We start from the raw sequence: 19,121 nt of genomic DNA, 5'->3' as shown, positions 1-19,121 counted from the left end.
TCCCCGCCCCATGACGATCTCGCAGCTAGAAGTTGATCCCGAACACCATCCTGGCCTGGTGCCGCTCGAAATTGACGAGGTCCAGCTTGCCGCCCGATCCGGCCGGACGTCCCCAGGCCTGCATGCTCCAGCTCAAGGTCAGCCGCGAGCGCTCGGATAGCTGGAAATATGCGGTGGGGCCGACGAACAGGGCCTGGCCTGCAAATTCTCCGAGGCCGATCCCCTCATATTGCCGGAAATAGCGCAACTCGCCACCGAGCAGCACATTCGGCCGCACGCGCGCCAGGCCAGCAAACGCAGCGCCGATCGTTGAGCTCTTCTCGGATATTCCTCCAACCTCGAGGCGTGCCCATTCCGGTTGGTAGATCAGGTTGAGGGCGCCGATGGCGAAGTTCGGGATCAGTTCGCGGTCGAATGCCAGCGTGAACTCGGTGCCGTACATTCGCCCTTTCGCGCCGCTGGTCTCGTCAATGCGGTCGCCGTGCAGTTCGGCAGCGATAGTGAAGCCGAACGGGGCGCGGTTGCGATCGAGCAGGCGATAACGCAGGTCGAGCGAGGCGCCCTGGAAGTTGAACTGGCGGCGGTCGTCGATATCAGGGACGCCGGTGATGTCGTGCAAGCTGGCGGTGCCGCCGAGCTCGATACGAAAATTCGGCAGTGGCACCACCTCGATCTCGACCTCGTGCTCGAGCGCGCGATACGCCGCCCCGCCTTTGCCGAAGCGCCCTGTCGTTTGAGTCTGGAATTCGCGCTCGCCGACATTGCCGACATCGGTGCCGATCATGAAGCCGAAAATGTGCTCGGTATCAAAGCCTTCTTCGGCGCTGCTGCGCGCCGGCGCCAGCACGATCGCGCACCCGATCACCATCCAGAACTTACAGGTTCTGCCGTCCATCCCCTGCCCCGAAGGCGCGCCGCTGTGATGCGGCAGCAACGCTCGCCGAGCATCAGCGTAGCACAGAGCGGCAGAGCACGGTCGAGATTTTGGTGGAGAGGTCGAAGCCTGCACGTGCCGCTTCGCGTCCATCGCGAAGCACGATGGGGCCAAGCCGAAATCCGACACTGCCGCGACTTCGACGGCGCTCGCCATCGAAGCCGCGGCAGGTCGTCAGTCTTACTTGCGCGAAGCGCAGGCGTACATGTTGATTTCCATGCCGACCGGCACTTCCACGATCTTCGGAGCTTTCCAAGCCATTCGGGGTCTCCCAAGGTATTGAGCGCGACATCGCGCGGCGCAAAACGTAGGGCTGCGTCAGGTGCAGTTCAAGCTTCGATTGGACTGCCGAGCGCATCTGTGTCGATTCTTCGCCACTGCATTTCTCTCTCGGACAAAGCCAGTTCCCTCTTGGTCAAGCACGACCAGCGAGACAACAACTTGTGCAATGCACCGCGCGTCTGATCGACAGTGCCGTCAGCAGCCCTTGTCGGCCATTTCGGTATTCGGCTTGGCGCCTTCGGCGCGCTGGGCCGCGGTCGGCTCACTCTGCATTTGCCGCTGAGCATCCTCGGACGAAGCCGGCGTTTCACCGCTTGCACGATTCATCGTGCTGGTCGGCGGATGCTGGCTGGTATCACTCGTTGAGCTGGACGAGTGCGATTGAGCTGAGCCCACGGTGACCGGACCAGAGCCGGCATCCTTGTCGGTGCTGGCGCTACCGGTGTTGCACGGGCCGGCGACGGCAACGCCGGCGCTCAATGTCAGGATGGCGCAGGCAGCAAGAACGGAACGTTTTGTGTTCATCTGCATCTCCTCTTCGCCTGCCGCGCAGCCCCGGCGCCAGGCAGGACGTTGCGGAGAAAACAGGCCGAACAGCCCGATGTTCCCGAGCGTCAGGCCGGAATGATCGCAAATGCGGCCCTCGTCACGTCAGTTCCGATTGCCCCGCTCACCGTAACAATCGCAGCAGGGTGCGGCCTGCGCGCGAGTTCAGCTCCTTCGCATCCAGCGTTCCGTCCTTGTCGGGATTCGCCGCGTTGAAGCGTTGCTCGACCACGGACAGATATTCGTCGAGCGTAAGCGTCCCGTCGCGGTCAGGATCGGCGGCGGCGAGCTCTTTCGCCGACAACCGTCCGCGCAATTCGCGCGCATCAAGCGTGCCGTCATGATCGGGATCAAGCTTTGCGAACATTGCGGCGGCCACCTTCTTCACCTCGGCAAGATCGAGCGTGCCGTCATTGTCGGTGTCGAACAACTTGACCGCGTTGCCGGAGGCCGACCACGCCGGACCGGCCGACAATGCAATCGTAAGCGAAAGGGCAAGGGCAATTGAACGACTCGAAATCATCTAGACCTCCCTGACGATGAGCCCCGAATCGACGGGGACATGAACGACATAAATCCGCAAGCGGGCCTTGGTTCAAGTCCGGACTTGCAACTTGCGCGCACCACAACCCGGGACAACCCGGCCGTGCGCCGGCACGCCTGCACCCCGGGACCGCTTCGTAGCGCGGAATTTTCTCAGCGTCTCAGCACAAGTGGAAGTTGCTTTCGCAAGGTTTCCGTAAGGTGACCGACACCCGCGTCCGACGATATCGGCACGGCACTTACGACTTTCGTATTGACGTGTTTTGCTTTCAGGCGGAGTGTTGCAATCGCAGCGTCAAAAGGCGCGCATATTGGGAGGAACGGATGAAACGCTTTGCGATGGCCGCAGGCCTCGTCATGCTTGCGTCAACCTGTGCAAATGCACAAACCACCGAGCAGCTGGTCAAGGGCGCGACCGACACGTCGAACGTTCTCAATTATGGAATGGGCTACAATCTCCAGCGGTTCTCGACGCTGAAGCAGATCAACAAGGATACGGTCAAGAACCTCGTCCCGATCTGGAATTACAGCTTCAATGACGACCGTAGCGAGGAATCCCAGCCCATTGTCTATCAGGGCGTGATCTATGTGACCACGCACAACGCGACCATGGCGGTGGACGTCAAGACCGGCAAGCAGATCTGGAAGAGCAAGATCGAATATCCGGCGGAGACGCCGCGAATTGTCTGCTGCGGCATCATCAACCGCGGCGTCGCAATTCATGAGGGCAAGCTGTTCCGTACGACCCTCGATGCCCACGTGATTGCCATCGACGCCAAGAACGGCAAGGAGTTGTGGCGGCAGAAGGCGGCGGACATCAAGGAAGGCTATTCGATGACGGTGGCCCCTCTCGTTGCCGACGGCGTCGTCATCACCGGCATCTCCGGCGCCGAATTCGGCACAAGGGGCTTCATCGACGGCTGGGATCCGGCAACGGGCAAGCATCTCTGGCGCACCCATTCGATCCCCTCGCCCGACGAGCCCGGCGGCGACACCTGGAAGGGCGACACCTGGAAGCTCGGCGGCGGCTCGACCTGGATCACCGGGTCTTATGATCCCGAGCTGAACACGATCTATTGGGGCATCGGCAATCCCGGCCCGTTCAACTCGGCGGTGCGCCCCGGCGACAATCTCTACACCTGCTCGGTGCTGGCACTGGATCCGAAGACCGGCAAGATCAAATGGCATTACCAGTTCTCGCCGAACAATCCGTTCGACTACGACGCCGTGGCCGAGATGGTGCTCGCCGACGTGAACATCGATGGCAAGCCGACCAAGACGCTGATGAATGCCAACCGCAACGGCTTCTTCTACGTGCTCGACCGCACCAACGGCAAGCTGCTCGCGGCCAACCCTTACGTGAAGGTCAACTGGGCAACCGGGATCGACATGAAGACCGGACGTCCGATCGAGACCGACGTTTCCAAGGACGCACGCGAGGGCAAGAAGGTGACGGTCTATCCGTCCATCCTCGGCGGCAAGAACTGGGAGCCGATGTCGTTCAATCCGCAGACCGGCCTTGCCTATGCCAACACGCTCGCCTTCGGCGGCAGGTACAAGACCGAGCCAGTCACCTACAAGCAGGGTGAATGGTACCTCGGCATGGACCTGACCGACCTCTGGGAATACGGAGACGGGCCGCGCGGCCATCTCAAGGCCATCGACCCCATGACCGGCAAATCGAAATGGGAAGCGCCGAGCGACATTCCGCGCTTCTCCGGCGTACTCTCGACGGCCGGAGGCGTCGTGTTCTCTGGCGCGCTGACCGGCGAGTTCGAGGCCTTCGACGCCGACACCGGCAAGAAGCTCTGGCAGTTCCAGACCGGCTCCGGCATCGAGGGACAGCCGGTGACCTGGCAGCAGGATGGCGTGCAATATGTCGCCGTGACGAGCGGCTATGGCGGCGTCTACTCGCTGTTCTCCGGCGACGAGCGGCTTGCCAACGTGCCGCCCGGCGGCTCGCTGTGGGTCTTTGCGGTCAAGCAGTAACCACGGGTACGATGCTGAAAGTGATCTCTCATAAGACGGCGGCGATGATCGCCGCCGTCGCGGTGCTGTCGGTCGCGCTTGCGGCGGCCGGTCGTGCCGATAACAACACCACTGGCAATTCCATGCAGGCGCAGATCGACCATGGCAAGTCGACTTACGCCTCGAAATGCTCGCACTGCCACGGCCCCAATCTGATGAACTCCGGCACCGTCACGCCGGACCTGCGTGCCATTCCCGACGACAAAACGCGCTTCGTCACCACGGTGAAGAACGGCAAGAACAACAAGATGCCGCCCTGGGCCGACATTCTCAGCGACGACGAGATCGGGAACCTCTGGGCCTTCGTCTCCAGCCGGAGAAAGCCATGAGACGATGCCTCTCCATCTGGAGCGTTGCCGCGATCCTCGCGGCGGCGCCTCTCGTTGCGGGCGCGGCCGAGGATCCACTCAAGGTCTGTCTCGACGAGGACCGGCCACCGCTGTCGGTGCATCGAAAGGGCAAGCCGGATGCCGGCTTCGACGTGCTGCTGGCGCGCGCCGTGGCCGAACGCCTGCGACGGCCGCTCGCGATCCAGTGGTTCGAGAGCAGGCTCGATGAGGATTCCAGCCCGCAGCTCGAGGCCAATGCGCTGCTCTCGGATGGGCGTTGCTCGCTGGTCGGCGGCTATGCGCTGACGCAGGACTCGCTGGTCGTGCCCGGGATTAAAACGGCGCGCCTGCCGGATTTCGCCGGAGCTACGCGCGACGACCGGCGGCGTCGCGTCGCGCTCGGCGTGCTCGCGCCAAGCCAGCCTTACATCTATTCGCCAATGACGGTGGTGCTCGGGCCGCAGGCCCGTGGCCGCAAGATCGGCGACATCGGCGATCTCGCCGGCCTGCGTCTCGTCATCGACAGCGGATCGCTCGGCGATGCCATCCTGATGACCTTCGACAAAGGGCGCCTGATCGAGAATATCACGCACCTCGTCCCCGGCCGCGACGATCTCCTGGGCGCGCTCGAGCGCGGCGACCATGACGCGACCCTGATCGATCTTGCCCGCTTCGACGCCCATCGCGCCGCGCACCCCGACACGGCGATCACGGCGTCCGGCTACTATTACCCGATCGGAGCCAATCGCGGCTATGTCGGGCTCGCCAGCGATGGCGCGCTGGTCGAGGCCGTCAACAAGACGCTCGGCCAGCTTGCTACCGAAGGCAAAATCGCCGAATTCGGCAAGCAGGCCGGCCTCACCTATCTGCCGCCGCGGGAGCCAGCGATTCTGGGCGACGTCTGGACGCAGATCATTCAGCGGTGATTGCAAGCACGCTGATGTCCCGGACGGCACGCAGTGACGCTCCGCAGAGCCTGCGCCCGGGCACGTACTCCCTGCGCGCTGCGCACGCATCGTGCGCCAATCTGTCTCGCCTGCCTGCCATGCCCGGCGCCAGCCTGATGCAGTAGGTTCCGCAGAGATCTGGGAGAGAATCATGTCCGCCAAACTCGATCGCCGCCACTTCATCGCCGCCGGTACCACTACACTGGCGATGCCATTCGTCGTACGCGGCGCCTCGGCGCAAGGCGCATCACAAGGTACCTGGCCGGCGCGGCAGATTCGCATGATTTGCAGCTATCCGGCCGGCGGCCAGACCGACCTGCTCGCGCGCGCCTATGGCGAGTTCATCTCCAAGCAGGTCGGCAAGACCGTCGTCGTCGAGAACAAGCCCGGCGCCTCCGGCGCGATCGGCACGGCGGAGGTCGCCCGCGCCGAGCCCGACGGGCACACCATCCTGTGCTCGATCTCGACGACCTACATCATGAACCGGGTGGTGATGAAAAATCCCGGCTACGACATGGACAAGGATCTGACGCTCGTCAGTGTCATTCCCGGCGCCGGCCTGCTGCTGGTGGCGAACCCGAAAACCGGAGTCAAGACGCTGGAGGATTTCGTCGCCTTCGCGCGCAAGAGCGGCAAGGTGAACTTCGGCACCTACAGCGCGGGCTCGGCCCCGCACATGACGATCAACGAGCTCAACAAGCAGTACGGCCTCAACATCGAGCCGGTCCATTATCGCGGCGAAGCGCCGATGTGGACGGGCATGCTCGAAGGCACGCTCGATGCCGCCATGGGCAGCTACACGGCCGCACAATCGGTGCTGCAAAGCGACCGCGGCACCGTCTTCGCCGTGCATTCGAAGAAGGTCGACGCGATCCCGAACGTGAAGACGTTGCCCGAACAGGGCGCTACGTCAAAATTCTTCACCGTGAGCGGGTTCACCGGATGGGCCGTGCCGAAGGCGACGCCACAGCCGGTGGTCGATCGCCTCGCCGAGCTCTGTGTCGCCGCCAACAACGATCAGAAAGTGAAGGAGGTTCTCGCGACTTTCGTGCTCGAGCCCGCGATCGGCTTCAAGGAGACCAACGCGCTGTACCAGCGCGAACTGCCGATCTGGATCGAGAGCGCGAAGTCGTTGGGCCTCGAGCCGGCCTGACCAGACAGCCGGGGCGTATCAGGAGGATGGCCTCTCCGGCCGCCTTCTGAAAAACCACGCCTAATGTTCGCCCGAGGCCACGGTGCCCTGCTGTGCCTTGTGGATCGAGGACGGCACCACGCCGAAATATTTCCGGAACACCCGGCTGAAATGCGACGAGCTGGAAAAGCCCCAGGAGAACGCGACGTCGGTGATGGTCTTGCCGGCGTGGGCTTCGAGCTCCTGGCGGCAGTTCTGCAGCCGCGCCTGCCAGATGTAGTCGCTCACCGTCGTACCGCGCTCCGAGAATAGCATGTGCAGATAGCGCTTGGAGCAGCCGAGCTCGGCCGATATCTGGTCGATGCACAGATCCGGATCGCGCAGGTGCTCGCGGATGAAGAACTGCGCTCGCACATACATCGCTTCGGGTCCGACGCGATCGAACATGGTGTCGGCTTCGCGCAGCGGCAGCAGCAACAGGTCGATCAGCGAATCGGCCACGCCGACCGCGCTGTTCGCCGATAGCTTCGCCGCCTCGTCGAACGTCGCGTGGACGAAATCATGGGCGATCCGCCCCGTGCCTGTTTTTGAGGAGAGCTTGCAGGCAGGCATCCGCTGCGATGGGAATCCGCGGTCTCGCAGCAGGGCCTTCGGCACGATCACCACGTCATGACGCGTGAAGGCCGGGCTGATGATCGAATGCGGGCAGGAGACATCGTAGGCGATGATGTCGCCGGGATTGATTTCGATGTGACGGCCTTCCTGTTCGAAATAGGACACCCCGTAGGTCTGGAAGTGAATTTTTATGTAGGGATGCTCATTGGCCTTGGCGCGCGCCAGCGTATGCGCGATGCGATGCTGGCTGACCTCGATCTGGCAGAGCTTCAGGCGCGAGACGCTGGTGTAGTCAATGCGACCCTCCAGCGAGGACGCCTCCAGCGGATCGACATCGAAATGCCCACACAGGCTCGTCAGCCCGTCGATCCAGCTCTGGATCTGGCGCTTCGGCGTCATACCGGTCGTCGAGAGCGTGTGAATGGTGTCGGACATTAATCCAGCCACTGGTTTGATCCGGAGATTCGACGCGAATCGCGACCAGCGCTGCCGGAGCCCTCGGCCGTGATTGCGTGACGTTTACCTCGAATTTGAGCGATCTTGTGGAACAAGCGCCACCGTTCCATTGCCACTCTTGAAACTTAATCCTCCGCCTTCGTTGCAGCGCCGTCAAGGGGAACCTGGCCGTTGAGCGCGGCCCGCCGCGGCGCGGAAACGGCTGAATTCGCTACTGCAAAATCAAAATCTTTGCCCCCGTGCGCTGTCGAGCAAACCGGCTTCTCTCTTGGGCAAGTTTCCCAATGGCGAAGTCGTTAGGGATTGCGGCAGGAACAATAAGAACGGGCCGCTCCTGCACGTGGACCCGTGGCTCTCATCAGGAGGAGGAAACAGCACAGCATCGTTTCTGGTCCCAATCGTGACCGCCCTGCACGAGCAAACGCCGGACGAGAAGCCCGGCGGTCGAGCAATGCTTCGGAAACAATAAACGAGACCAACGGAGGAATGACTATGCGCAAGGTGCTACTGGCGACCTATCTCGGCTCCGCGGCGGCTCTCGCCGTCGGCAGCGCGTCAGCCAACGACGAGCTGATCAAGATGTCGCAGAACCCGAAGGACTGGGTGATGCCGGCGGGCGACTACGCCAACACCCGCTATTCCAAGCTGAACCAGATCAACGCCCAGAACGTCGGCAAGCTCCAGGTCGCCTGGACCTTCTCGACCGGCGTGCTGCGCGGCCACGAGGGCGGCCCGCTGATCATCGGCAACATGATGTACGTCCACACGCCGTTCCCGAACAAGGTCTACGCCATTGACCTTTCCAACGAGAACAAGATCGTCTGGAGGTACGAGCCGAAGCAGGATCCGAACGTCATCCCGGTGATGTGCTGCGACACGGTCAATCGCGGCCTGTCCTACGGCGACGGCAAGATCATCCTGCATCAAGCCGACACCAACCTCGTCGCGCTCGACGCCAAGACCGGCCAGGTGGCCTGGTCGGCCACCAACGGCAATCCCGCGAAGGGCGAGACCGGCACATCGGCCGCGCTGGTCGTCAAGGACAAGGTCATGGTCGGCATCTCCGGCGGCGAGTTCGGCGTGCAGTGCCACCTCACCGCATACGACCTCAAGACGGGCAAGCAGGCCTGGCGCGCCTATTCTGAAGGTCCGGACGACCAGATCAAGGTCGATCCGGTCAAGACGACGGCGCTCGGCAAGCCGGTCGGCGCGGATTCATCGCTGAAGACCTGGCAGGGTGACCAGTGGAAGATCGGCGGCGGCTGCACCTGGGGCTGGATCTCCTACGATCCCGCGCTGAACCTCGTCTATTACGGGTCGGGCAATCCCTCGACCTGGAACCCGAAGCAGCGTCCCGGCGACAACAAATGGTCGATGACGATCTTCGCGCGCGATGCCGACACCGGCATGGCGAAGTGGGTCTACCAGATGACGCCCCATGACGAGTGGGACTATGACGGCGTCAACGAAATGATCCTCACCGATCAGCAGATCAACGGTCAGCCCCGCAAGCTGCTGACGCACTTCGACCGCAACGGCCTCGCCTACACCATGGACCGCGAGACCGGCGAGTTGCTGGTTGCCGAGAAGTACGACCCCAAGGTGAACTGGACCAGCGGCGTCGACATGGACAAGAACTCGCCGACCTACGGCCGTCCCAAGGTCGTCGCTCAATACTCGACCGAGCACGGCGGAGAGGACAAGAACACGAAGGGCATCTGCCCGGCCGCGCTCGGCACCAAGGACGAGCAGCCGGCGGCCTACTCGCCGGACACGCAGCTGTTCTACGTTCCGACCAACCACGTCTGCATGGACTACGAGCCGTTCAAGGTGAGCTACACCGCAGGTCAGCCCTATGTGGGTGCGACGCTCTCGATGTATCCGCCGCAGGGCGAAAGCCACATGGGCAACTTCATCGCCTGGGACAACAAGACCGGCAAGATCGTCTGGTCGAACAAGGAGCAGTTCTCGGTCTGGTCGGGTGCGCTCGCAACGGCAGGCGGCGTGGTGTTCTACGGCACGCTCGAAGGCTACCTGAAGGCGGTCGACGCCAAGTCCGGCAAGGAGCTCTACAAGTTCAAGACTCCCTCGGGCATCATCGGCAACGTCACCACCTATGAGAACAACGGCAAGCAGTACGTTGCCGTGCTCTCCGGCGTCGGTGGCTGGGCCGGCATCGGCCTTGCGGCAGGTCTGACCGATCCGACCGCAGGTCTCGGCGCAGTCGGCGGCTACGCGGCCCTCAGCAACTACACGGCACTCGGCGGTACGCTGACCGTGTTCTCGCTGCCGAACTAGGCCTCGCTCTGCATCGCTCCGGCGCGTGGATCAACTCCACGCGCCGGCTCGTCTCCCACCGGGTCCCACCGGGCTCCTCGAGGAAAAATCTCTTGCGTAAAATCTGCTCTGTCATTGCTGCGATGATCTTGGTTGCGTCCGGAGGAATTGCGGTCGCGGACGGTCCGGGCGACCCCACCGCAGTGAAAAAGGAAGACGACGGAAAGTGGCTCGATAAGGAAGGGGTTCCGACCTACAAGATTTCGGCCGACGGCACCGTGGACTGGTTCACCTATTCCGGATACCGCCGCTATCATTCCGACTGCCACGTCTGTCATGGCCCCGACGGCATGGGCTCCACCTACGCGCCGGCGCTGAAGGATTCCGTCAAGAGCATGAGCTATGGCGACTTCCTGGGCGTGGTCGCCTCCGGTCGCAAGAACATCTCGACCGCGCAGGAGAACGTCATGCCTGCTTTCGGCGACAACCCGAACGTCGCCTGCTACATGGACGACCTGTACGTCTATCTGCGCGCCCGCTCCACCGAAGCATGGGGCCGGCAGCGTCCCGCCAAGAAGGAGGAGAAGACAGAGGCGTACAAGAAGGCGGAAGACGCCTGCATGGGCAACAAATGAACGTTACGAGGACTGCCGAGACCACCTCTTGGCGTCCTATGAGAATCTGAGGAGTCTTACGATGAAAACACGTGCCGCCGTCGCCTTCGAGGCCAAGAAGCCGCTCGAAATCGTCGAGGTCGATCTGGAGGGACCCAAGGCCGGCGAGGTCCTGGTCGAGATCAAGGCGACGGGCATCTGCCATACCGACGCCTATACGCTCGACGGCTTCGACAGCGAGGGCATTTTCCCGTCGATCCTGGGGCATGAGGGTGCGGGCATCGTCCGCGAGATCGGCCCCGGCGTGACCTCGGTGAAGCCGGGCGATCACGTCATCCCGCTTTACACGCCGGAATGCCGGCAGTGCAAAAGCTGCCTCAGCCGCAAGACCAATCTCTGCACCGCGATCCGTGCGACGCAGGGCAAGGGCGTGATGCCTGACGGCACCAGCCGTTTCTCCTACAAGGGCAAGCCGATCTACCACTACATGGGCTGCTCCACCTTCTCGAACTTCACCGTGCTGCCCGAGATCGCGGTTGCCAAGATCCGCGAGGACGCGCCGTTCGACAAGAGCTGCTACATCGGCTGCGGCGTCACCACCGGCGTTGGCGCCGTGGTCAACACCGCCAAGGTCGAGCCCGGCGACAACGTGATCGTGTTCGGCCTCGGTGGCATCGGCCTCAACGTGATCCAGGGCGCCAAGATGGCCGGCGCCGACAAGATCATCGGCGTCGACATCAACGATTCCAAGGAGGAGTGGGGCAAGCGGTTCGGCATGACCCACTTCGTCAACCCGAAGAAGGTCACTGGCGACATCGTCCAGCACCTCGTCGGCCTCACCGATGGCGGCGCCGACTACACGTTCGACTGCACCGGCAACACCACGGTGATGCGCCAGGCGCTGGAAGCCTGCCATCGCGGCTGGGGCACCTCGATCATCATCGGCGTTGCCGAAGCCGGCAAGGAGATCGCCACCCGCCCGTTCCAGCTCGTTACCGGGCGCAACTGGCGCGGCACCGCCTTCGGCGGCGCGCGCGGCCGCACCGACGTGCCGAAGATCGTCGACTGGTACATGAACGGAAAGATCCAGATCGATCCGATGATCACCCACGTGCTCAAGCTCGAAGAGATCAACAAAGGCTTCGATCTCATGCACGAGGGCAAATCCATCCGTTCAGTCGTCGTGTTCTAGCTCGAAAGACATCACACCAAGGAGGATCGACCCATGACTGTTGCACTCCATCCCTCGATCGACAACGGCATCAAGCAAGGTAGCGGCAACTTCGCCGGCGGCACGCTGGTCTGCAAATGCACGGACCATCCGGTCAAGGTCGGCATCAAGGGCGACGTCGCCCACAACCACGCCTGCGGCTGCACCAAGTGCTGGAAACCGCAGGGCGCGACCTTCTCCGTCGTCGCCGTGGTGCCGCGCCAGAACGTCACCGTGCTCGAGAACGGCGACAAGCTCCAGATCGTCGACCCCTCGGCGGTGATCCAGCGCCACGCCTGCAAGGCCTGCGGCACGCACATGTACGGCCGCATCGAGAACAAGAACCACCCGTTCTACGGCCTCGACTTCATCCATCCCGAATTGTTCCAGGAGCAGGGCTCGCAGGCGCCGCAATTCGCCGCCTTCGTCTCCTCGGTGATCGAATCGGGCGTGAAGCCCGAGCAGATGTCAGGCATCCGCTCGCGGCTGAAGGAGATCGGGCTCGAGCCCTATGACTGCCTGTCGCCGGCACTGATGGACGCGATCGCGACCCATGTGGCGAAAGCCAAAGCCGCCTGAGAAGGCCGCCTGATCGGACCAGCCGAACCTTCGCCGGTCCCCCCATCCGCTCGTTGGCGCCTGCCGCCAGCGAGCCGGACCGGCCGCCGTCCCGGGACCAGCGCGGTGATGCTGCCGCTTCTGCACCAGACATGTATGAGGGCCATCAGTTCCTCAGTCCTGGTCTCTGAATGACTGCGCAGGCTGCCCGCTTCCTGCTTGAAGCTCGCGAAGCCTGCGTTTCTTCCTCCCTCGACTGAGGCATCCTGCTTCGTCCGCGCAGTTCCTGGCGGACGAAGCTTTTTTGCTTGGGACCGTGGCAGAGGCGCGTAGCGCAATGACCGCGCCCTGCTTTTGACAAACCACCGATGCAATCTTTTCCCGGTGAGAACACTCGGCTGTGAACGCCGGGTCGGAGCGATCCCTGCTACGGTCGCGCCGTCACGATGCTGCGCGAAGTACAATCAATCAAGAAGAAGACGGGAGTATCGAGCAAATCCAGACATCGCTATCCGCGCTCCTGCCTGCCTCCGGGATTTGCCCGCGCGGGACGACGGCGGAATGCGGCGAGACGACGCACGAACCGTCGCCACCGGCGTCGGCGGACTTTGAATTTGGCATGCTTATGAAGAGCGAGGGACGATCATGATCAAGGTGAAGATCAACGGCCAGGAACAGAGCTGGGACGGCGACCCGGACCTCCCGCTACTCTGGTTCCTGCGTGACGAGGCCGGGCTGACCGGCACCAAATACGGCTGCGGCCAGGCTCTGTGTGGCGCCTGCACGGTCATCGTCGACAAGCAGGCGGTGCGGGCCTGCATCACGTCCATCAACGACGTCGCCGGACGCGAGGTCACCACGATCGAGGGATTGCATCCCAACGGCGATCACCCGGTGCAGAAGGCCTGGCGTCAGGTCAACGTGCCCCAATGCGGCTTCTGCCAGGCCGGCCAGATCATGCAGGCTGCAGCCCTCCTGATGGACAACCCGAAACCCTCGCATGACCAGATCCGCGAGGCGATGTCGGGCAACATCTGCCGCTGCGGCTGCTACCAGCGCATCGAGAACGCCGTCCATCTCGCATCGACGGGAGTGTGACATGAACTTCATCGACAATCCCCGCAAGCTTCGCGGCTTCGAGAAGCATATCAGGGTCGAGAAGGTTTCGCGCCGCAGCATCCTGAAGGGGCTCGGCGTCACCGGTGGCTTCGTCCTCGCCGCCCCCGTGATGTCGCGCCAGGCGCTCGCCTATGAGACCGGTGCCGGCCAGATGCCGCACGGTGTCGTGGTCGATCCGCGCGTGTTCGTTTCGGTCGCCCCGGATGGTATCGTCACCATCATCGGGCACCGTTCGGAAATGGGCACCGGCGTGCGCACCAGCCTGCCGCTGATCGTGGCCGAGGAGATGGAAGCCGACTGGTCCAGGGTCAAGGTGCAGCAGGCCCATGGCGACGAGGTCAGGTTCGGCAACCAGGACACCGACGGCTCGCGCAGCACGCGGCACTATCTGATGCCGATGCGCCAGATCGGCGCCTCCGCCCGCACCATGCTGGAGCAGGCCGCGGCCAAGCGCTGGGGCGTACCGGCGACCGAGGTCAAGGCGGTCAACCACGAGGTCGTCCACAGTGCCAGCGGCCGCAAGCTGGGCTTCGGCGAGCTCGCAGCGGATGCGGCCAAGGAATCGGTGCCGAGTATCGAAGGCCTCAAGCTGAAGAACCCCAAGGACTTCCGCTATCTCGGCAAGGGTCAGGTCGGCATTGTCGATCTCCACGACATCACCACCGGCAAGGCGCGTTACGGCGCGGATGTCCGCTTGCCCGGCATGAAGTATGCCGTGATCGCGCGCCCGCCCGTCACGGGCGGCAAGCTGGTCTCGTTCGATCCGGAGGCGGCTCTCAAGATTCCCGGCGTCGAGAAGGTGATGCAGGTGCGCGGCTGGCCGTGGCCCTCGAAGTTCCAGCCGCTCGGCGGCGTCGCCGTGATCGCGCGCAACACCGGCGCGGCGATCAAGGGCCGCGACGCGTTGAAGCTGGTATGGGACGACGGTCCGAACGGCAAATACGACTCCGTCGCCTATCGCAAGGAGCTTGAGGAGGCCTCGCGCAAGCCCGGCCTCGTCCTGCGCAAGGAGGGCGATGCGGACGCCGCCCTAAAGGGGGCCGACAAGGTCATCGTCGGCGAATACTACGTCCCGCATCTCGCCCATGTCGCCATGGAGCCGCCGGTCGCGGTTGCCAATGTCAAGGGCGACACGGCGGAGATCTGGGCGCCGGTGCAGAGTCCCGGCGGCACCCGCGAGGACGTCGCCAAGACGCTGGAGATCCCCGAAGGCAACGTCACCGTCAACGTGACGCTGCTCGGCGGTGGTTTCGGTCGCAAGTCGAAATGCGACTTTGCACTCGAGGCCGCCCTGCTGTCCAAAGAGCTCGGCGCGCCGGTGAAGGTGCAGTGGACGCGCGAAGACGACCTCCACAACGGCTTCGTGCACACCGTCTCGGTCGAGCGGATCGAGGCCGGTCTCGACAAGAGCGGCAAGGTGATCGCCTGGCGCCACCGCAGCGTGGCTCCCAGCATCGCCTCGACCTTTGCCGCCGGCACAGTGCATCAGGCCCCGTTCGAGATCGGCATGGGCCTCGTCGATATGCCGTTCGAGATCGCCAACATCTCCTGCGAGAATCCGGAAGCAGCCGCGCACACCCGCATCGGCTGGTTCCGCTCGGTCTCGAACATTCCCCGCGCCTTCGCGGTGCAATCGATGGTCGGAGAAATCGCGCAGGCAACCGGCCGCGACCAGAAAGACATGCTGCTCGAGCTGATCGGCTCGCCCCGCATCGTCAAGCCGAACGTGAAGGACCTCTGGAACTACGGCGAGCCCCAGGAGAGCTACCCGATCGACACCGCGCGCCTGCGCAAGGTGGTCGAACTGGTCGCCGAGAAGGGCGAGTGGGGGCGCAAGGTGCCGAAGGGCCACGGTCTCGGCATCGCCGTGCACCGCAGCTTCGTCAGCTACATCGCGACCGTCGTCGAGGTCGCCATCGACGACAAGGGCAAGCTGACCGTGCCGCGGGTCGACACCGCGATCGATTGCGGCACCTATGTCAACCCCGAACGCATCGCTTCGCAGATCGAGGGCGCGGCGATCATGGGGCTCAGTCTCGCCAAATACGGCGAGATCACCTTCAAGGACGGCAAGGTGCAGCAGAAGAATTTTGACGACTTCCAGGTCGTCAGGATGGACGATTCTCCTGTCGTGACCAACGTCTACATCGTGCCGCCCGCATCAGACACGCCGCCGAGCGGTGTCGGCGAGCCCGGCGTTCCCCCGTTCGCACCGGCCCTGATTAACGCGATCTTCGCGGCGACGGGAAAACGCATCCGCTCGCTTCCGATCGGCAAGCAATTGGAAGCGTGAGACGGAACACAAGCGGCCTCGCGCCGTTTGCATCGATCTGACAGGAGCAGATCGATGACCAACATCTCAAGGGCGCTCGCAGTCTCGTTGCTGTCGGGCGCCTTTCTTTTGACCGCCACCGGTGCGTTCGCGCAGGACAGCACGACTCCGCCGACAACGGCCACGCGCCCCGCCACGCCGGACCAGACTTCGCTCCCTAACGCCAATGCCCCGCCCGCTTCGACCACGCAGACGACGGGACAGCACAACACGGATCCGAAGATCCGTGAGATGAACCAGAAGGAAAAGGACAAGGTCGAGCGCCAAGGGAAGTAGCGAGGGCCTTGTGTGCACACCATCGTGGCGACCACTGTCGGCGGTGCCAGTTGATGTGCCCTCTCCCCTTGTGGGAGAGGGCAGCGACGCAAGTCGTCACAGCCTCTCTTGGGTGAGGGGTCTCTAACCTCGCAAACGGTCTTGCGCGTCGAGAAAACCCCTCATCCGGCGCTTCGCGCCACCTTCTCCCACAAGGGGGAGAAGGGAAAAAAAGGCGCGCGCGACGCTGTCCATCACGATAAAAATGCGGCGGACGTTGCCGTCCGCCGCATTCACCACCCCCCTTGCTGCTCCGCTACTTTCGATCCGCCCGCGGAGCTATTTCTTCAGCGCGAAGACCCAGATGACCCCGCCTTGGGGCACATTGGCTTCGATGCCGATATTGTTGGTCACGAGCGCGTCCTGGATGCGCTGTGCGTCCACGCCCCATCCCGACTGGATCGCGATGTACTGCGTGCCGTCGATCTCATAGGACACCGGCATGCCGACGATGCCGGAGTTGGTCTTCTGTTCCCACAGAAGTTCGCCGGTCTTGGCGTGGAAGGCTCGGAAGTTGCGGTCGTTGGTGCCGCCGACGAAGATGAGATCGCCCGCCGTCGCCGTCACCGAGCCGAACAGCTGCGACTTCGGGAAGTTGTGCTGCCACACCTTCTTGCCCGTGGCGGGATCCCAGGCCTGAAGCTCGCCGAAATGATCCGCGCCCGGCCTCGTCTTCAGGCCGATGTCCTCTGGCTTGGTGCCGAGCCAGAGCTCGCCCGGCTTGAGCGGGACCTTCTCGCCGGTGAATCCGCCGCAGAAATTCTCGTTGGCGGGCACGTAGACGAGGCCGGTCTTCTGGCTATAGGCGGCCGACGGCCAATCCTTGCCGCCCCACAGCGACGGACAGAACTCGACGCGTTTCCCGATGACTGGCTTGTGCGCGGGATCCACGATCGGCTTGCCGGTCTCGTCGATGCCCTTCCAGACGTCGGTATAGACGAACGGCCAGCCTGCGACATAGTTGATCTTGGTCGGCGTGCGCTCGAGCACCCAGAAGATCGCGTCGCGTCCCGGATGGACCAAGCTCTTGATGGTGCGACCGTTGCGTTGCAGATCGATCAGCATCGGGGCCTCGACCTCGTCCCAATCCCAGGAATCGTTCTGGTGATACTGGTGATAGGCCTTGATCTTGCCGGTGCCGGGATCGAGCGCGAGCACCGACGCAGTGTAGAGATTGTCGCCGGGATGGGTCTCGCCGGGCCACGGCGCCGCATTGCCGACGCCCCAATAGATCGTCTTGGTCTCCTTGTCGTAATTTCCGGTCATCCAGGCCGATCCACCGCCGTTCTTCCAGTCGTCGCCCTGCCAGGTGTCGTGACCGGGCTCGCCTTCGCCGGGGATGGTGTAGGTCCGCCACAACTCCTTGCCGTCCTTGGCATCATAAGCCACGATATAGCCGCGCACGCCGAACTCGCCGCCGGAGCCGCCGACGATGACCTTGCCGTCCACGATCAACGGCATCAGGGTCAGATACTGGCCCTTCCTGTAGTCCTGCACCTTGGTATCCCACAGCACTTTGCCGGTCTTGGCATCGAGCGCGACCACATGGTCGTCGGTGGTGGCGAGGTAGAGCTTGTCCTCCCACAGGCCGACGCCCCGGTTGGTCGGATGCAGCTGGAACAGATCGTCAGGAAGCTGCCGCTTGTAGCGCCAATATTCGTCGCCGGTCTTCGCGTTCAGCGCGATCACCTGCCCCATTGGGGTCGTCACGAACATCGCGCCATTGTTGACGATCGGCGGCGCCTGATGACCTTCGACCACGCCGGTGGCAAAGGTCCAGACCGGCGTGAGGCTCTTCACGTTCGAGGTGTTGATCTGGTCGAGCGGACTGTAGCCCTGCCCGTCATAGGTGCGCCGATAGAGCATCCAATTGCTCGGCTCCGGATTCTCCAGCCGCTGCGCCGTGACCGGTGTGTAGTTCTCGATCGGGCCCGATACGGCGGCGGTCGAGGCGAGGCAGGTGAAGGCGACGAAGCCGGACAGTAACCATTGCTTCCTTGCCATGGAAGTTTTCATGGACGTTCCCCTTTTCATCCGTTTGAATTCTTGTTGTGAATTCTTGTCGTTCGTCCCGTCGTCCGCCCATCGGCGGAGGCGGCCTCTCGTGACGCGGGCATGGCCCGCAACGTCCATCATCCTGGCTGCGCGCCACCTACCTTTCCGACGAAATTGCCGGCGACGCTGAGTGATCCGTCAGCCAGTGTCAGAGGCAACGCCGCGAGCCGTCGCGGCGCCGGTCCGAACACGACCTGCGCGCCCGCGCGAGGGTCGTATTCGGAATTGTGGCACATGCACTTGAACACCTCCTTGTCGCCGACATCGCTCTTCACCCAGGCGGTGACAGGACAGCCCGCATGCGAGCAGATCGCCGAATAGGCGATGATGCCGTCGACAGCACGCGCGCGGGTTTTTTCGTCGAGCTCGGCGGGATCGAGCTTGATGATCAGGATCTCGTTGAGCCGCGAGGCGCTGCGCACCACCGATGTGTTGGGATCCTTCGGCCAGGCATGGACCGGCGGTCCGCCGGCATGCAGATCGGCCGCGGTAACGAGCTTTCCTTCCTGGTCACCTTCGGAGAAGACGAGCAGGTCGCCCTTCTGCGGCCGTTCGTCGGCGCCGGGCGGATCCTCGCCTGCACGCGCCGGCGGGGAGCAGCCGAGGCACGCCGTCGCCGCCAGCGCACCGAGCAGCACGGATCGCCGTGTCTGTTCGGCGTCCGCTTCGACGTCGGGTTCAGCAGCATTCTCGGAGGATGATGAATGGGTATCGAACGATGCGCGAGCCATGCCCGCTAGCAGGCGCTGGAACTCTGCCGAAATGAAGGCGAAGACTTGGCGCCGCAGTGCATCAATGTGGCTTCACTCTCTTTGATTGAATCAATCCC

At 63.3% G+C, this 19,121-nt stretch carries 18 protein-coding genes; 11 read left to right on the top strand and 7 right to left on the bottom strand.

The features are described 5' to 3' along the window. Positions 1-25: 25 nt before the first annotated feature. The 4 genes from H1B27_RS31545 to lanM all read right to left on the bottom strand — a co-directional run bounded on the left by H1B27_RS31545 (position 26) and on the right by lanM (position 2,285). On the bottom strand, positions 26-895 hold the full coding sequence (locus tag H1B27_RS31545; protein WP_197968721.1) for a DUF6662 family protein: 870 nt from the start codon (positions 893-895) through the stop codon (positions 26-28). Between the two features lie 219 nt (positions 896-1,114). Beyond that, positions 1,115-1,195 carry a pyrroloquinoline quinone precursor peptide PqqA gene (pqqA, locus tag H1B27_RS31540; RefSeq protein WP_008562446.1) on the bottom strand — a complete coding sequence of 27 codons (81 nt, stop codon included), beginning with the start codon at positions 1,193-1,195 and terminating at the stop codon, positions 1,115-1,117. A gap of 216 nt (positions 1,196-1,411) precedes the next feature. Then, a complete protein-coding gene (locus H1B27_RS31535) occupies positions 1,412-1,747 on the bottom strand; it encodes a hypothetical protein (protein WP_061883472.1) in 336 nt (111 codons plus the stop codon). Positions 1,748-1,886: 139 nt separating this feature from the next. Beyond that, entirely contained in the window at positions 1,887-2,285 is a 399-nt protein-coding gene (lanM, locus tag H1B27_RS31530; RefSeq protein WP_061883473.1) for a lanmodulin LanM, read from the bottom strand. A 344-nt stretch (positions 2,286-2,629) separates the two neighbouring features. Here lanM and H1B27_RS31525 point away from each other — a divergent pair, with 344 nt between their 5' ends. The 4 genes from H1B27_RS31525 (at position 2,630) to H1B27_RS31510 (ending at position 6,762) form a co-directional block, all read left to right on the top strand. Next, complete coding sequence (locus H1B27_RS31525) at positions 2,630-4,294, top strand: methanol/ethanol family PQQ-dependent dehydrogenase (RefSeq protein ID WP_061883474.1); 1,665 nt, start codon at positions 2,630-2,632, stop codon at positions 4,292-4,294. An 11-nt stretch (positions 4,295-4,305) separates the two neighbouring features. Further along, entirely contained in the window at positions 4,306-4,662 is a 357-nt protein-coding gene (locus H1B27_RS31520; RefSeq protein ID WP_061883475.1) for a c-type cytochrome, read from the top strand. Then, a complete protein-coding gene (locus tag H1B27_RS31515) occupies positions 4,659-5,588 on the top strand; it encodes a type 2 periplasmic-binding domain-containing protein (protein ID WP_197968720.1) in 930 nt (309 codons plus the stop codon). Before H1B27_RS31520 ends, H1B27_RS31515 begins: the two co-directional genes overlap by 4 nt. Before the next feature lie 172 nt (positions 5,589-5,760). Next, positions 5,761-6,762 (top strand): Bug family tripartite tricarboxylate transporter substrate binding protein, encoded by a 1,002-nt coding sequence (locus tag H1B27_RS31510; protein WP_061883477.1) that lies wholly within the window; start codon positions 5,761-5,763, stop codon positions 6,760-6,762. A 60-nt stretch (positions 6,763-6,822) separates the two neighbouring features. Here the strand turns inward: H1B27_RS31510 and H1B27_RS31505 are convergent, their stop codons facing one another. Continuing rightward, positions 6,823-7,791: a helix-turn-helix domain-containing protein gene (locus H1B27_RS31505; protein WP_197968719.1), complete on the bottom strand. Its 969-nt coding sequence runs from the start codon at positions 7,789-7,791 to the stop codon at positions 6,823-6,825. Positions 7,792-8,304: 513 nt separating this feature from the next. On the opposite strand from H1B27_RS31505, the gene xoxF5 reads away from it, so the two are divergent. The 7 genes from xoxF5 (at position 8,305) to H1B27_RS31470 (ending at position 16,198) form a co-directional block, all read left to right on the top strand. After that, positions 8,305-10,110 carry a lanthanide-dependent methanol dehydrogenase XoxF5 gene (gene xoxF5 / locus H1B27_RS31500; protein ID WP_061883479.1) on the top strand — a complete coding sequence of 602 codons (1,806 nt, stop codon included), beginning with the start codon at positions 8,305-8,307 and terminating at the stop codon, positions 10,108-10,110. Positions 10,111-10,232: 122 nt separating this feature from the next. After that, a complete protein-coding gene (locus H1B27_RS31495; RefSeq protein WP_028177982.1) occupies positions 10,233-10,724 on the top strand; it encodes a c-type cytochrome, methanol metabolism-related in 492 nt (163 codons plus the stop codon). 61 nt (positions 10,725-10,785) lie between these two features. Beyond that, positions 10,786-11,895: an S-(hydroxymethyl)glutathione dehydrogenase/class III alcohol dehydrogenase gene (locus tag H1B27_RS31490; protein ID WP_061883481.1), complete on the top strand. Its 1,110-nt coding sequence runs from the start codon at positions 10,786-10,788 to the stop codon at positions 11,893-11,895. 33 nt (positions 11,896-11,928) lie between these two features. Next, positions 11,929-12,492: an S-(hydroxymethyl)glutathione synthase gene (gene gfa, locus H1B27_RS31485; RefSeq protein ID WP_061883482.1), complete on the top strand. Its 564-nt coding sequence runs from the start codon at positions 11,929-11,931 to the stop codon at positions 12,490-12,492. 624 nt (positions 12,493-13,116) lie between these two features. Beyond that, entirely contained in the window at positions 13,117-13,569 is a 453-nt protein-coding gene (locus H1B27_RS31480) for a (2Fe-2S)-binding protein (RefSeq protein ID WP_061883483.1), read from the top strand. Position 13,570: 1 nt separating this feature from the next. Then, entirely contained in the window at positions 13,571-15,883 is a 2,313-nt protein-coding gene (locus tag H1B27_RS31475) for a xanthine dehydrogenase family protein molybdopterin-binding subunit (protein ID WP_197968718.1), read from the top strand. A 54-nt stretch (positions 15,884-15,937) separates the two neighbouring features. Further along, complete coding sequence (locus tag H1B27_RS31470) at positions 15,938-16,198, top strand: hypothetical protein (protein WP_197968717.1); 261 nt, start codon at positions 15,938-15,940, stop codon at positions 16,196-16,198. Between the two features lie 318 nt (positions 16,199-16,516). Here the strand turns inward: H1B27_RS31470 and H1B27_RS31465 are convergent, their stop codons facing one another. Both H1B27_RS31465 and H1B27_RS31460 read right to left on the bottom strand, forming a co-directional pair. Next, entirely contained in the window at positions 16,517-18,241 is a 1,725-nt protein-coding gene (locus H1B27_RS31465; RefSeq protein ID WP_197968736.1) for a methanol/ethanol family PQQ-dependent dehydrogenase, read from the bottom strand. Between the two features lie 128 nt (positions 18,242-18,369). Beyond that, the gene (locus H1B27_RS31460) at positions 18,370-19,023 is read right to left on the bottom strand and encodes a QcrA and Rieske domain-containing protein (protein WP_197968716.1); all 654 of its coding nucleotides are present in this window, start codon (positions 19,021-19,023) and stop codon (positions 18,370-18,372) included. Between the last annotated feature and the right edge of the window lie 98 nt (positions 19,024-19,121).

This window comes from Bradyrhizobium diversitatis, assembly GCF_016031635.1.
Classification (GTDB): Bacteria; Pseudomonadota; Alphaproteobacteria; order Rhizobiales; family Xanthobacteraceae; genus Bradyrhizobium; species Bradyrhizobium diversitatis.
The sequence above is the reverse complement of the archived record's forward strand: the minus strand, read 5'-3'. Positions and strand labels throughout refer to the sequence as shown.